General features: G+C 63.9%; 15 protein-coding genes and 3 pseudogenes. 15 read left to right on the top strand and 3 right to left on the bottom strand.

The window, feature by feature from the left end; genetic code table 11:
- Positions 1-406: 406 nt before the first annotated feature.
- From ASE85_RS23765 to ASE85_RS24365, 3 genes and pseudogenes are all read left to right on the top strand, one after another.
- Positions 407-718 (top strand): annotated as a pseudogene (locus tag ASE85_RS23765) (DUF736 domain-containing protein); the annotation flags it as partial.
- 111 nt (positions 719-829) lie between these two features.
- Entirely contained in the window at positions 830-982 is a 153-nt protein-coding gene (locus tag ASE85_RS23770) for a transcriptional regulator domain-containing protein (protein ID WP_235523359.1), read from the top strand.
- 91 nt (positions 983-1,073) lie between these two features.
- Positions 1,074-1,637, top strand: a complete 564-nt coding sequence (locus tag ASE85_RS24365; RefSeq protein WP_443018483.1) for a DUF2285 domain-containing protein — start codon at positions 1,074-1,076, stop codon at positions 1,635-1,637.
- On the opposite strand, the pseudogene ASE85_RS22320 reads toward ASE85_RS24365, so the two are convergent.
- Positions 1,627-2,281 (bottom strand): annotated as a pseudogene (locus ASE85_RS22320) (IS3 family transposase); the annotation flags it as partial. The gene ASE85_RS24365 and the pseudogene ASE85_RS22320 overlap by 11 nt on opposite strands.
- A gap of 26 nt (positions 2,282-2,307) precedes the next feature.
- Positions 2,308-2,937: a recombinase family protein gene (locus tag ASE85_RS07080; protein WP_056685783.1), complete on the bottom strand. Its 630-nt coding sequence runs from the start codon at positions 2,935-2,937 to the stop codon at positions 2,308-2,310.
- A gap of 552 nt (positions 2,938-3,489) precedes the next feature.
- Here ASE85_RS07080 and ASE85_RS07085 point away from each other — a divergent pair.
- The gene (locus tag ASE85_RS07085) at positions 3,490-5,532 is read left to right on the top strand and encodes a hypothetical protein (RefSeq protein WP_056685786.1); all 2,043 of its coding nucleotides are present in this window, start codon (positions 3,490-3,492) and stop codon (positions 5,530-5,532) included.
- A gap of 742 nt (positions 5,533-6,274) precedes the next feature.
- Here ASE85_RS07085 and ASE85_RS24370 read toward each other — a convergent pair.
- Positions 6,275-6,555, bottom strand: a pseudogene (locus tag ASE85_RS24370) (transposase); the annotation flags it as partial.
- Positions 6,556-6,878: 323 nt separating this feature from the next.
- Between ASE85_RS24370 and ASE85_RS07095 the strand changes: the two are divergent.
- The 11 genes from ASE85_RS07095 to ASE85_RS07140 all read left to right on the top strand — a co-directional run bounded on the left by ASE85_RS07095 (position 6,879) and on the right by ASE85_RS07140 (position 14,133).
- Positions 6,879-7,214 (top strand): DUF736 domain-containing protein, encoded by a 336-nt coding sequence (locus ASE85_RS07095; RefSeq protein WP_056685919.1) that lies wholly within the window; start codon positions 6,879-6,881, stop codon positions 7,212-7,214.
- Positions 7,215-7,285: 71 nt separating this feature from the next.
- Positions 7,286-7,450, top strand: a complete 165-nt coding sequence (locus ASE85_RS24375; RefSeq protein WP_443018482.1) for a transcriptional regulator domain-containing protein — start codon at positions 7,286-7,288, stop codon at positions 7,448-7,450.
- Between the two features lie 61 nt (positions 7,451-7,511).
- Positions 7,512-8,015, top strand: a complete 504-nt coding sequence (locus ASE85_RS07100; RefSeq protein ID WP_056685792.1) for a DUF2285 domain-containing protein — start codon at positions 7,512-7,514, stop codon at positions 8,013-8,015.
- A gap of 224 nt (positions 8,016-8,239) precedes the next feature.
- Complete coding sequence (locus tag ASE85_RS07105) at positions 8,240-8,509, top strand: helix-turn-helix transcriptional regulator (RefSeq protein WP_037480698.1); 270 nt, start codon at positions 8,240-8,242, stop codon at positions 8,507-8,509.
- Between the two features lies 1 nt (position 8,510).
- Positions 8,511-9,389: a replication initiator protein A gene (locus ASE85_RS07110; RefSeq protein WP_056685795.1), complete on the top strand. Its 879-nt coding sequence runs from the start codon at positions 8,511-8,513 to the stop codon at positions 9,387-9,389.
- Between the two features lie 259 nt (positions 9,390-9,648).
- Positions 9,649-10,287, top strand: a complete 639-nt coding sequence (parA, locus tag ASE85_RS07115) for a ParA family partition ATPase (RefSeq protein WP_056685798.1) — start codon at positions 9,649-9,651, stop codon at positions 10,285-10,287.
- Complete coding sequence (locus tag ASE85_RS07120) at positions 10,284-10,556, top strand: hypothetical protein (protein ID WP_082462704.1); 273 nt, start codon at positions 10,284-10,286, stop codon at positions 10,554-10,556. The genes parA and ASE85_RS07120 overlap by 4 nt, the downstream gene beginning before the upstream one ends.
- Positions 10,556-11,059 carry a DUF2840 domain-containing protein gene (locus ASE85_RS07125; protein WP_056685801.1) on the top strand — a complete coding sequence of 168 codons (504 nt, stop codon included), beginning with the start codon at positions 10,556-10,558 and terminating at the stop codon, positions 11,057-11,059. Before ASE85_RS07120 ends, ASE85_RS07125 begins: the two co-directional genes overlap by 1 nt.
- Positions 11,056-11,601 (top strand): S26 family signal peptidase, encoded by a 546-nt coding sequence (locus tag ASE85_RS07130; protein WP_056685804.1) that lies wholly within the window; start codon positions 11,056-11,058, stop codon positions 11,599-11,601. Before ASE85_RS07125 ends, ASE85_RS07130 begins: the two co-directional genes overlap by 4 nt.
- Before the next feature lie 20 nt (positions 11,602-11,621).
- A complete protein-coding gene (locus ASE85_RS22330) occupies positions 11,622-12,317 on the top strand; it encodes a lytic transglycosylase domain-containing protein (RefSeq protein WP_082462716.1) in 696 nt (231 codons plus the stop codon).
- Positions 12,318-12,495: 178 nt separating this feature from the next.
- Complete coding sequence (locus tag ASE85_RS07140; protein WP_056685807.1) at positions 12,496-14,133, top strand: relaxase/mobilization nuclease domain-containing protein; 1,638 nt, start codon at positions 12,496-12,498, stop codon at positions 14,131-14,133.

The following is a 14,133-nucleotide window of genomic DNA, read 5'->3' on the forward strand; positions in this document are numbered from 1 at the left end:
CCAAGCCTGAGAATAGCCAGAATAGGCGCCTCATCCTCATCGGGTCGGAACGGATCATCACCCGCGTCAGACGTGAGGTAGCGGTCGGCAACACCCAACCAACGTCATTGGCTGATCGCGCCGATCCCTGTGACTGCCTCGTGGCATCGAGCAATCACCCTGCGGCCTGCGTTCGATGGACCTATCTGCCCGAAACCGGCTTCGCCTATCCAGGCTGGTCGCAACCCTGTCATCGGACCTATTTTCCGCCGCCGGCGAACCGGCTTTGCATCGCGAGGCAAAATAGCTCCGTCGCCAGAATCCTGCGCATGCGCTCCGGCCTTTCAGGTGCGCCGCCCTCCGTTCCGGGCCTGTCATGCCCATCGAGGCCGCGACGGGCGCGAGCTCGAAGACAGGAGTGAACATCATGGCAATCATCGGCACCTTCACCAAGACCGCAGACGGGTTCGCGGGCACGATCAAGACGCTGACCCTCAACGTCAAGACGACCATCCGCCCCAGCACCAAGGATAGCGAGAAGGCGCCGGACTTCCGCATTTATGCCGGAACCGCCGATTTCGGCGCGGCCTGGGCCAAGGTTTCGGCAGCCAGCTCTGACTATCTGAGCTGCAAGATCGACGATCCCAGCTTCCCGGCTCCGATCTACGCCAGCCTGGTGGCGACCGACGACGGCGAACGCTTCTCGCTCATCTGGTCCCGCTCCGTTCCCTGGAGAGGGCTGCACAATCCGCCGCGAAAAGGGATAACGCTCTCCCAACCGGAGGACTTCCGCAGGCGTCCCGCGCTGCCAGCTTTCTCGCGAAAGGAGCGAGACGCGATGGCGGCCGGCATGGTGACGGCGGGCCGGGATGTCTGCGACTATGCGCAAGCATTCCTGTCATATTCGCCGGCCTACCGAGCGGGCTACGCTACCATTGCCGCGCTGGGCCGACAGGCAAAGGAGGACTTTGCCCGGTCGTGGGGCCTTCGCTTTCCCCTTTGATCCCGACCTACCGCCCGAGTCGCAACCCGCGCTGTGGGATCCGGCGGCAGCCGCATGCGTCGTGATCATCGACCCAGGGCCTGATTTCCCGGTGGTCGAAGCGCTGCCTGGCCTCCAGCAGCTTGGTCAAGCCAAGGACGGCACCCATGCCGTCCTGTTTGCATGCGGACGCACGATCCGCTTGTGGCTGCGCGGCCCGCAGCGCGAACTCCGCACGGCGTTCCATCTGCCGGACGATCCGCTGTTCGATGAGCGACTGCGCGCCACAGCGCATGCCCGCCTCTGGCTCGGGGGAACAGGCGGATCGGACACGCCGCAAAGCGATCTGTCGCCTTTCCAGGCCGCGCGCTTCGACCTGATGCTGCGCCTGCTCGACGCGCATGTCGCCGGTGCCACGCTGCGCCAGTTGGCATATCTGGCCTATCCGGCGATGCCGGACCTGTCGGCCGCTCTATGGAAGGCCTCGAGCGAGCGCCGCGGCACCCATCGCCTGCTCACCCAAGCCCTGCGCCTGCGCGATGGCGGCTATCAGCGAAGGCATGCGCCCACGTGCCGAAGCGCGGGCTACGCTGGAACTGGGGCCGCGGACCAGCCAGGAGATTGCCCAGACGTTTGCCCGCGAGGTCGATGCCGAGCGCTGGACGGATATAGGTGATGTCGCCCGCCCATTTACAATTGGGTGCATCGGCTGCGAAATCGCCATCCAACCAGTTTGCCGCAACACCCAGGCGATGGTGACTGTCCGTCGTAACTTTGTGCTTGCGCGTGCGGACTGGCTTGATTCCGTTGATCCTCATCAGGCGCCCAACCCGGCGCTCGCCAACGTCGAGCCCCACCTCTTTCAACTCCATCGTCATCCTCGGACGACCGTAGCTGCCAAGGCTCAGGCGATACTGTTCCCTGATATGGGCGAGCACTTTCATATCTGTCCGTGCCCGACGACTGATCGGGCGTGAACGCCAGGAACGATAGCCACGCTCGCTGACCTCCAAAACGCGACACATCAATTCCACCGGCCAACGGTGCCGCCAACTATGCACAAAGGCGAACCTCACAGCCTTTGGCTCGCGAAGAACTGAGTGGCCCGTTCGACAGGCTCAGGACAGGCTTTTTTAGCACTTCCCTCTCCTCCCGCAGCACACGGTTCTCAAGGCGAAGGCGTTCATTCTCACGTGCCAGATCTGCCTGCGGCGCTGAAACCAGATCACTGGGCCGATACTGCGACACCCACTTGCCCAGCGTCGACTTCCCAATCCCCAAATCCGATGCAACCCGGTCGCGGGGTAATCCGCTGGTCAGCGCAAGCCGACCGGCATGGACCCCGGTTACACCGCTAGGCTGGCCGCAGGCTTGGCGGCCCGTTGGCCAAGCAGTTCGGTCGCGCGTTCTCGCGGATGGCCCTTGGCGTCGACATAGGCATAAAGCGTGGAGAGCGACACGCCGAGCTGGGCGGCGACATCGCGCGCGGTATTATCCCGGTCGGCCATGAGCGCCATCGCCGCCTTCAGCTTCTGGCGCGTCATCACGCGCGGGCGCCCGCCCGAACGGCCCCGCGCCCGCGCAGCAGCCAACCCCGCCATCGTCCGCTCGTGGATCAGGTCGCGCTCGAACTCAGCCAGGGTGGCGAATATGCCGAACACGAGCCTGCCGGTCGCGGTGGTGGTATCCACGTCGCCGGAGAGCACCTTCAGACCGACGCCGCGCCTCTGCAGGTCGCCGACCAGGCCGACCACGTGCGGGAGCGACCGGCCGAGCCGGTCCAGCTTCCACGTCACGATTGCATCGCCATCGCGCGCGACGTCGAGCGCACGGTCTAGCCCGGGCCGGGTCGTGCTTTTGCCCGAACACACGTCCTCATAGATGCGGTCAGGTGCAACACCGGCCGCCGAGAGAGCGTCGCGTTGCAGATCGACGCTCTGGTCCGCGGTCGATACCCGAACATAGCCAATGAGCACGCCCCGCCTCCCTTTCCAGAAATCTAGCTGAGCAGGGGTTTTGCGCAAGCAGATTTCTGGACGGCTTTATACGGAATCAAGGCCCGCTCGGAGCTGCTCGGCCGCTCTCGCCGCTATCCACATCAAACCGGGGTTTATTGGAAATCCTGAATCGGCAGTTATCGCCCCATTTGTGGCCGTTCAAAGCGAAACCCACGTGTCCCGAGAACTGCCCTTCATTCACGTTGTAAGTTCGATACAGAGGCTTAATGAAGGCTTTGCCGTTCAACGCTGTTCGTGCGTTGCTTCTCACGAATGTCGACATCGATGATCAGGAACGATCGCAGCACAATTGCCCAACCTCGCGCGTCTGGGCATCAGCCAGGCCTCAGGGAACCTCCCTATGATGCCGCGAGCCTTGGCGCATCCGAGATAAACCGCTAATCTCTCTCACATATTGGAGGAATGGGTCACATGTTAGACAGAAGAAGCGCGCTATCAGGACTTGCCGGCGGAGCTTTAGCGGCAAGCGTTGTGTTGCCAGCAGCCGCTCAAGACGTCCTAGAGCAGCCAATGCACGGGCTTCGTCTGCAGAACTCAGTTTTCCGCATCTCGATCGATCGAGACACAGGTGCACTAGTCTCGATCGCGAACCCCACCGACACTGCCGGTATGAGCTGGATCGGCGGGCCGCAGAATGCTCCTTGGCAGCCGCGCGGCTCATTGTGGGGGCTTGGCTTTGCCGATCTTGGCGCAGGTCAGCTCCATCGCGGGCGATGGGGTGAACCAACTTCGATCCGTCAAGTTGGCGAAACTGAGGTTGCAATCAGCTATCAGGTTGGATCGCTGGCGGTAGAAGTCGCTCGGAGGCTGGTCGGCGATGCGCTTGAAGAGAGCTATACCTTCAGAAACACTGGTGATGAGCCAATTCCGATGCGCGAGCGCGGCAAGGCGTCGCTGGCAATTTATATGCCGTGCAATGACCATTACACCAGCGCCGCTGACGTGCTGGAAAACCGCGCGCATGCCCACATCTGGACCGGTGGTTCGTCATCTTGGATCGCGATGCTGCGGATGGGCGGTCGGGCGCCGCATCTCGGCCTGGTCTTGACCCAAGGTGCATTTGACGGCTACAGCATCGAGGATCGCGATCAGGTGACGCTGTCCAACACACGCGGAACGATCCTGGTACATCCGGCAATAGACACGCTCCAGCCAGGACAAAGCGCGACCGTCAGCTGGACAATGTTCTGGCACAAGGGCTGGGAGGATTTCTTTGCGCAGGCGCTACGCCGTTCGCAGCAGATGGTTCGCATCGATGCGTCGGACTGGACCAACTTTCCAGGCGAGACATCCACGCTGATCTTCCAGGGGCAGCTGGGCAGTTCGCCGTCGCTGATGAGAGGTGACACATCTGTTCCGCTTCGGCGAACGTCCAAGGGATGGCAGGCAGACGTCGCAGCAGGAGAGATTGGCGAGCATATCGCCACGCTTAAGTATGGCAGCGGTCTGACTACTCGAGCAGTCCTCAATACCGTTGCGGATTTGGACACCACCGTTGCCGCCCGCGTTGAATTCATCGCCCAGCGCCAACAGTGGCACAAAGCCGGCGATCCCTGGGACGGAGCCTATATCGTCTTCGACAACGAGGCGGATGTACCTGCCAGATGGGAACGAGCCAGCGACCGCAACAGCGGCCGGGAGCGGGTTGGGATGGGTGTACTACTCGCCAAATGGTTGGCGGAGACCAAAGCATCAAGTGACGATATCCGGCGCTCGCTGGACCGCTACTACAGCTTCGTCTGCTCTCATCTGCAGCGTGAAGACGGATATGTGTTCGACGATGCGGATCAGCCGCGAAAGCGCCTCTACAACTGGCCTTGGGTCATGCAATTGCACCTCGCAATGGCAAGCCTCGCAAAAGACGCTCCGCCGTTGCGCCGCTTTGCAGCTACCGTTGAAAGTTTCTACCGTGAAGGCGGGGCGGAATTCTACCCGATCGGCTTACCGATAGCCGAAGGATTGCAGGCGCTGAACGCTGCCGGAATGACGGCAGAGCACGCACGCGTGTCCGCCTTATTCGTGCAGCACGGTGACCGACTGATGCAGCGAGGCACCCAGTATCCTGCCTCCGAGGTGAATTACGAACAGTCGATCGTGGCGCCGGCCGCCATCATCCTGCTCGAACTTCATCAGGCGACAGGCGATGCAAAATGGCTCCGCGGTGCGCAGCCGCACATCGAACTGCTTGAACTTTTTGATGGTCGGCAACCCGACCATCATCTGAACGGCATCTCGATCCGGCACTGGGATGGTTACTGGTTCGGCAAGGCAAGGATGTGGGGCGATACCTTTCCTCACTACTGGAGCAGTCTCAATGCCCTTGCCTGGGACCTGCAAGGGCGCGCCACTGGAGATCGCCGCTGGCAGCCAATGGCTCGTACGACGTTGCGCAACAATCTCAGCCTCTTTTCCGCAGATGGACGGGCATCAGCCGCTTTCATCTACCCAACCACCGTGAACGGGCGCCCCGGCTACTTTGCTGATCCCTATGCAAATGACCAAGACTGGACGCTCGTCCACGCTTTGCAGGTCAAGAAAGAAGCACCGGTGTAGCAGTTTTTGGGCTGATCTCCGTTAGGGCGGTCTTGCAGGATCGTAAACGATCATAGGCTTTGACGAATTCCACCTCCTAGGTTGAATAGTTGTTGTGCATCGACTGCAATAGCTTGCGAGCTAGGAACCTGCTTCAGCAGATGGATGTCCGATACACTCTGACTCTCCTCAAGAGCAGACTGGCAGCTTTCCATCAGAATTCGTCATTCCGGAAGGGCCCGTGGCGTGGAGGCGTGCTGCCTTATGTAGGTTTTCTGTTCCGTTGCTACTCGACCCCCTATCCTTCTTGGTAAAAGTGGCCGTTGCATGGTGAAAGTCATTGTGGTCCTGAAAACCTACCGGTTGGCAATCCATCAATCTCCGTGGACACTGACGGGCTGCTTTGTCAAAAAAGACCAGTTCTGGCCGAAGCCGCCGTTCCGCGACCGAGGTTTGATGGACTGGAATGTCTAAGGATTTCGGGCGCTTGCGTACGGAATCCTGACATGGAGGAACCCGCGGGCCCCATCCACTGGTCTATGGGTAAAAGGCTTTGGTGTGGATCGGGCTGGTTGAGAGAGCCGTGCCAGCTTGCCCATCATCGGCAGGATAGCAAGGACGTCGGACGAGATTTGCCCACAATGCCTCCCTGACCCGGCATGCAACAGGCGCAGTTTTGATCGTACCCGTGACGTTGGCGCACATATCTCCATGGGCCGGGACGCTTTGAACGCGGCCATACTGCAGGGCGAGCCATGCCGGATCATGGCGTTTTCTCCCGGGCGCGGGCCGCTGGCGCTGGCGGCCCGCGGGCTGGCACCAGCGGGCAAAGGTCTCGACGATGGTCATGTGCCCGCCGCAGCATGGGCATGGCGGACGGTGGTCGGGCGGTTCGTCGGGGACGGGTTCCACGATTGGCGCGGCGACGCCGAGCAGCCTGCGGGCGAGCGCCATGGCGTCCTTGTGCGCTGAACTGGCGAGCAGACCGTAGTGCCGAATGCGGTGGAAGCCGCGCGGCAGCACGTGGAGCAGGAAGCGGCGGATGCCGGCGAAACCATCTGAGGTTGTACCGACATCAAAGTGCCTGCCTGAAATCCTTCCCGTCCCGCCAACCGCACCAAAGCGGCCTTCGTTCGATGGACCTATCTGCCCGAAACCGGCTTCGCCTCTCCAGGCTGGTCGCAACCCTGTCGCCGGACCTATTTTCCGCCGCCGGCAAGCCGGCTTTGCATCGCGAGACAAAATAGCTCCGGCGCCAAGGTCCTGCGCATGCGCTCCGGCCTTTCAGGTGCGCCGCCCTCCGTTCCGGGCCTGTCATGCCCATCGAGGCCGCGACAGGCGCGGGTTCGAAGACAGGAGTAGACATCATGGCAATCATTGGCACTTTCACCAAGACCGCAGACGGGTTCGCGGGCACGATCAAGACGCTGACCCTCAACGTAAAGACGACCATCCGCCCCGGCACCAAGGATAGCGAGAAGGCGCCCGACTACCGCATCTATGTCGGCACCGTCGATTTCGGCGCCGCCTGGGCCAAGGTCTCCGCAGCCGGATCGGATTATCTGAGCTGCAAGATCGACGATCCCAGCTTCCCGGCTCCGATCTACGCCAGCCTGGTGGCGACCGACGACGGCGAACGCTTCTCGCTCATCTGGTCGCCGTTCCCTGGAGAGGGCTGCACAATCCGCCGCGAAAAGGGATAACGCTCTCCCAACCGGAGGACTTCCGCAGGCGTCCCGCGCTGCCAGCTTTCTCGCGAAGGGAGCGAGACGCGATGGCGGCAGGCATAGTGACGGTAAGCCAGGATCGCTGCGACTATGCGCAAGCATTCCTGTCATATTCGCCGGCCTACAGAGCGGGCTACACTGCCATCGCCACGCGAGACCGACAGGCAAAGGAGGACTTTGCCCGGTCGTGGGGCCTTCGCTTTCCCCTTTGATCCCGACCTACCGCCCGAGACGCGACCCGCGCTATGGGATCCGGCGGCAGCCGCTTGCGTCGTGATCATCGACCCAGGGCCTGATTTCCCGGTTCTGCATGCGCTGCCTGGCCTGCGGCAGCTTGGGCAAGCCGAGGAAGGCACCCATGCCGTCCTGGTTACAGGCGGACGCACGATCCGCCTGTGGCTGCGCGGCCCCCAGCGCGGCCAGCAACGCGAACCCCGCACAGCATTCCATCTGCCGGACAATCCGCTGTTCGACGGTCGACTGCGCGCCACCGCCCATGCCCGCCTCTGGCTTGGGGGATCGGGCGGATCGGGCACGCCGCAAAGCGATCTGTCGCCCTTCCAAGCCGCGCGCTTCGACCTGATGCTCCGCCTGCTCGATGCGCATCTCGCCGGCGCCACGCTTCGGGCGTTGGCATATCTGGCCTATCCGGCGATGCCGGACTTGTCGTCGGCGTTATGGAAGGCCTCGAGCGAGCGCCGCGGCACCCATCGCCTGCTCACCCATGCCCTGCACCTGCGCGATGGCGGCTATCGCGACCTGCTCCGGGCGGGCTGAACCGGCCTATCCCGCGCCAATAGCACGCCAGGCCACCCATCCAGACAAGCCCCAACGGGCATGCCTTCGCGCCATGCTTCCAGGAAAGGCCCAGATCACAAGCGAGGGGGTGACAATTTTCGCCTGCGCTTTTGCCACTCCGTTCGGGCCTCCACTGTTCGCCATTCTCGCCAGCGACACCCCAGGGCCGGCCAGCCATGCCAGCCCCGACGCTGGAGACCGATATGGAACGCGACTTTGCAGTCGTCACGCCGCGCTATCTGCGGACCCCCGACGCTGCCCTGCATCTGGGCCTTTCGCCCCGTACGCTGGAAAAGCATCGCTGCTTTGGCACTGGCCCCGTCTTTCGCAAGCTGGGCGGACGGATCGTCTATGCGCTGGTCGATCTTGAAGCCTGGGCCGAAATCGGTACCCGGCGCTCGACCTCTGATCCGGGACGCGGCACCGTGCATCCTGCCAAGCGGATCGACCCCGGCGCGCCGGTGCGGCGCTAGCATGATGCCCGCTTCGCCCGACCGGGCGCAGGACCGGCAACTCGACCTGTTTCGCGCGGTCCGCGGTGACATCGCGCCGCGCGACGCGCAGGACCTCATGTCCTGGCCGTTTTTCAGCCTCGCCAAGTCCAAGCGCATCGCCCCCATCCACTTCAGGATGGGCGATGTCACGATCTCGGTGGAAGCTACCCATGAGCATGGCATGGCCACAATCTGGGACGCCGATATACTCATCTGGGCCGCAAGCCAGATCGTGGAGGCCCGCGATATGGGGCGTCCGACCTCCCGGTTGATGACGACCAAGCCGCACGAATTGCTCAGTTTCATCGGCCGGGGCACCGGCGGCGACCATTATGACCGGTTGAAGGCCGCGCTCGACCGCTTGCAGTCCACCACGGTCGCGACGTCGATCCGGCAAGCCCATCAACGCCGCCGCCATCGCTTCTCCTGGATCAACGAGTGGAAGGAGCGGCTCGACGAAACCGGTCGGCCGCTCGGCATCGAGATGATCCTGCCCGACTGGTTCTATGCGGGCGTCCTCGATTCCGGGCTTATTCTCACTATCGACCGCGCCTATTTCACGCTGACCGGCGGCATGGAGCGCTGGCTTTATCGCCTGGTTCGCAAGCATGGCGGGCATCAGGTCAATGGCTGGAGCTTCGAGGTCGGCCATCTCCACCTCAAGTCCGGCATGCTGATCCCTCGCAAGCGGTTCGCCTTCAAATTGCGCGCCATGGTCCAGGCTCAGTCGCTGCCCGGCTATGTGCTCACACTCCAGACGATCGCCGACAAGGAGATGCTGAACTTTCGTCCGCTGCCGGACGATCCCTTCGACCTGGCCCTGCGCCGGGTGCGCCATGGACGGGGGCAGAAACGATGAAAAAACTCGGCCTATCGGGAACCGCCAGACTCGGCCTATCGGGAACCGAAAACTCGGCCTATCGGGAACCGATTTTGCCCGCAAAGCCGCAGAAATGCGCGGTTTTCTGGCCCCTTAACAATGCTAATAGAGAATCCTACGGATTCTTTCTAACCTGGGCTGCGCCCGCAAACGCGGATGCGACTCGCGGAGCGCACCCTGTTGCGCGTGCCATGACAGCGACGAGCCCAGGTGCGGCTGGCCGAACGGGGCGGCGGCCATGATCGTCGCCCTGCTCAACCAGAAGGGCGGTGTCGGCAAAACGACGCTCGCCCTCCATCTTGCCGGACAGTGGGCACGCGCGGGCAAACGCGTCTGCCTGATCGATGCCGATCCGCAGGGCTCGGCGCTGGACTGGTCGGAACAACGCGCCCAGCTGGGCCTGCCCCGTCTGTTCGGCGTCATCTGCCTTTCCCGCGAGACGCTGCACCTGGAGGCACGGGTGCAGGCTGCCAGCGTGGATCATGTCGTCATCGATGGACCGCCGCGTGTCGCCGGGCTGATGCGGGCGGCGCTGATCGCCGCCGACCTGGCGCTTATCCCGGTGCAACCATCGGCACTCGACGGCTGGGCTTCGGCCGAGATCGTGGCGCTGGTGAGCGAGGCACGCAGCTTCCACCCCGAACTCGAAGCCCGCTTCGTCCTCAACCGCTGCGATCCTCGCACACGGATCGCCCGTAGCACGCGAGCAGGGCTTGCCGACCAGCAGCCATCTTTGCTCGGACGCGGCATTGCCCAGCGCATCCTCTTCGCCGAGGTGATGGCGCAAGGCCGCCTGGTGTTCGAAAGCGATCCCGACGGCCCCGCTGCGCGCGAGGTTGCGGCCCTCACGTCCGCAATCGGGACTTTGGCCCCATGAAGAAGATGCCGACACAGGCGGGCACAGCGACGGACACCGTGGCGGGCTTCGCGACCCGGCCCGGTGCCGCCGAGCGCTGGATCCGTCAAACTGAACCCAGCGCATCCGACGCCGCCGCTTTGTTCAGCGCCCGCCTCACCATCGATGTGACGCCCGCCATGCGGCAGCGCCTCAAGCTCGTAGCGGTCACCCGCAGCACCACCGTCGCCAACCTTATGCGCGCGCTGATCGACACGCATTTTCCTGAAAATTCGAAGGAGCCGACATGATGGGCCATGCCCCAGGATATGCGCGCGACGCGCGCCATGCCGACAGTCAGACCCATATCGAACTGATCTGGATCGAAGGCCGACTCGAACATTGGCTGCGCTTCGGACTGCATGTCGCCGAGAATATCGTCAGTCGCCGCACGCGCGTCCTGAGCTTTCCACCCGACGCGCTGTTCGCGCTCATTCGCTGGGCGGCAAACGATCATGGCACTGTCAAATCGCGCATCGACATCGTGCGCACGGTACGGCCGGGTGAAGCCTATACGACTCTTCCGTTCGTGCGGCCAGGCGGTGAGATCCTGCTCAGCATCGAAGGTTGGCCGAAGGTCGAAAAGGTGCTGGGCGCGATCGATCGTGTCGAAGCGGCGGGGGTGGATCCGACCCGCGCCGCGCCCGATCACTGGCGCCATGTCCACAGCCGTGTCGCCGCGGGCATGGATCCGCGCGCCTATACGGCTGCACGGCATCACGCGTTCGAACTGCGTCAAGGTCTCGATCTATGACCCGGTCGGGCTATGTTTTCAGCACTGTCGTCGCAGCGCAGGTGACGGTGGTGCTGGCCTGCTTCGATCCGGCACCACGCCTGGTATGGAACGCGACGGCCAGCGCCCCGATCGGCCTCTATGCGGTGTCGCCGGGTGTCTCGCCGCGCGTCGGGGACATGGCGCTGGTGATGCCCGACGCGCGTCTGGCTCATTGGCTGGCGCATCGTCACGCCCTTCCGCTCGGCGTGCCGCTCATCAAACATATCTCGGCGACCGCAGGGCAGACGGTCTGCCGTTCGGGCGTAACCATCACGATTAATCACACGCCCGTCGCCAGGGCACGCACCTACGATCGCGCAGGCCGTCCCTTACCCGTCTGGTCGGGATGTTGCAGACTTGGGTCCGGCGAGATCATGCTCCTTAACCCGGCCGTCGGGGACAGTCTCGACGGGCGCTATTTCGGACCGCTGTCGGCGAAAGGCGTGATCGGCACCGTACGGCCGATGCTGACGCGCGCGAACAGTGGCGCGCCCTTTGTCTGGCACGGGTGGAAGCCATGAGGGCGCAGCTTCAGGGCAGTATGGCTGTCATCCTCGCGACCATGATCGTGCCACAGCTGTGCATCGCATCGGCAGCGATCGCGCAGACCGAGGGATCGGTCGGTGCAACTTTGACAGCCCAGGCCTATGCTGTGCCCATTGCAGAAGCGGAGCAGCAATTTGCTATTCCGGCGCGCTGGATCCGGGCGGTGATGGACCAGGAGAGTGGCGGCAATCCCCGCGCCCTCTCACGCGCTGGCGCCATGGGCCTCATGCAGATCATGCCCGCGACATGGGCCATGCTGGCGGCGCGGCATCGCCTCGGTCCCGACCCTTATGATCCGCGCGACAACATCATGGCAGGCGCAGCCTATCTGCGCGAAATGCATGATCGCTACGGCATGGCGGGAATGCTGGCGGCCTATAATGCAGGCCCTGGCCGCTATGAAGCCTATCTGCGTTTCGGCAGACCGCTGCCCGCTGAAACGCGCGCCTATCTCGCGCGATTGCTGCCGCGCATCGGCATTGATGCGCCAAGGGCAGCAGGCGGCCTGTCTCTACCGTCGCGTCCTCTCTGGACGGAAGCGGCGCTCTTTCCGCGACAAGTGGTGGCGTCGGCGCTGGGTGCACACCCAGCGCTGTCCGAGCCGCAGGATCGGACCGACGATGCAGGGCACCGGCCCGACGCCACCCCCGTCCCTTTGCTGTTCGTTGCGCGAACGGGAGCAAGGCCATGAGGGGGTTTTGGGGATGGCGAGATAAAAGGCCCGCCGTCGGCCTGGACTCATGTGGTTGGTTTTGGGGCGTTTTTACCGGCGGCACTGCAAGCACTGCGACGGCGCTCGGAGCGATTTCTGCCCTGCTTTCAAAGCATCAGGCGCTGGCAGTCACCATTTGGGGTGGGCATCCTGCGCCATGAGCCGGGACGAGCAGGACTTCGACGTCCGCCCCGGTCGGGCACGCGATCTTGGTGCCGGACAGGGGCGACGCGCCGCATCACTGGCCACTCAGGTACGGCGCGCGGCCGCCAAGGCCGGACATATGGGATTGTCCAGAGCGCGTCGGCCGGGCGGCACCGGCACGATCGGTCGGGGCAGGCTAGCGGCTGCATCCGCCCGCTTCCGTGCCGACGGGCGCAGAGTGGTCATCAAGGCGCGGATTGTGCGCCACAAGGGCACCCATTTCCGCGCCGCGCCGCTCGCCCGGCATATCGCCTATCTCGCGCGCGACGGCGTCACCCGCGACGGTCAGGATGCACGGCTGTTCGACCAGCGTACCGACGGGGTGGAGGCGGCGGATTTCACGCGGCGCTGCGAGGACGATCGCCATCATTTCCGCTTCATCATCTCGCCCGAGGATGGTGCCGATATGGAGGACCTGCGCGGGTTCGCCCGCGACCTCATGGCCGACATGGCGCGCGATCTCGACACACGGCTCGACTGGGTCGGCGTCGATCACTGGAACACCGACAATCCCCATGTCCATATCCTGCTGCGCGGGTGCGCCGATGACGGGTCCGATCTCGTCATCGATCGCGACTATATCAGCGAAGGCATGCGCGCACGTGCCGAAGCGCGGGCTACGCTGGAACTGGGGCCGCGGACCAGCCAGGAGATTGCCCAGACGTTTGCCCGCGAGGTCGATGCCGAGCGCTGGACGGCCAGGCTGGAACGGATGGGCCTGGCCGAATCCGTCGCGCCAGCGATGTGGATGCTGCGACCCGACCTTGAGGAAAGTCTGCGCGAACTTGGGATGCGCACCGACATCATCAAAACGATGCACCGGGCAATGCAGACAAGCGGACGCCGCCCCGACCTTGCGACCTTCACTCTGCACGATGGCTCACCCACAGATCCGGTCATCGGCAGACTCTCCGCCCGCGGCCTTGACGACGAATTGACCGGAACGGCCTTTGTGATCGTCGAGGGGGTGGACGGGCGCACCCATCATCTGCGGTTCGAGGATCTCGAAGTGACCGGCGATACGCCGATCGGCGGCATCGTTGAGCTGCGCTGCTGGACGGGCCGCGATGGGCGCGCCCACATGTCGCTCGCAACGCGCTCCGACATGCCGCTCCACGCCCAGGTCGATGCGCTGGGTGCGACCTGGATCGACCGGCAGCTTGTGAGCGACGAACCCCTGTCCATGGCCAATGGCTTTGGTCGTGAGGTCCGCGATGCCCTTGACGCCCGGCGCGACAGACTGGTCGAGCTCGGCGTGGCGACCCGGCGCGGCGGACGGGTGATCCTGCCTTCGGGCATGATCGCCAGCTTTCGCGCGTCCGAGTTGCAGGATGCCGCCACGCGGATTGCGCAGGCGACCGGGCTTGCCCACCAACCCTGCGCACCCGGCGAGATCGTAAGCGGCCAATATCGCGAGCGCATCACCCTGGCGTCGGGCCGCTTCGCAATGATCGACGACGGCCTCGGATTTCAGCTCGTGCCCTGGCGCCCCGCGCTCGACCGCCAGCTTGGCAGTCAGGTGCTGGGGACCATGAGCCCAGGCGGACGGATCGACTGGTCGCCGGGCCGCAGTCGCGGGCTTGGCCTGTGA

This window comes from Sphingobium sp. Leaf26 (genome assembly GCF_001421665.1).
Taxonomy (GTDB): domain Bacteria; phylum Pseudomonadota; class Alphaproteobacteria; order Sphingomonadales; family Sphingomonadaceae; genus Sphingobium.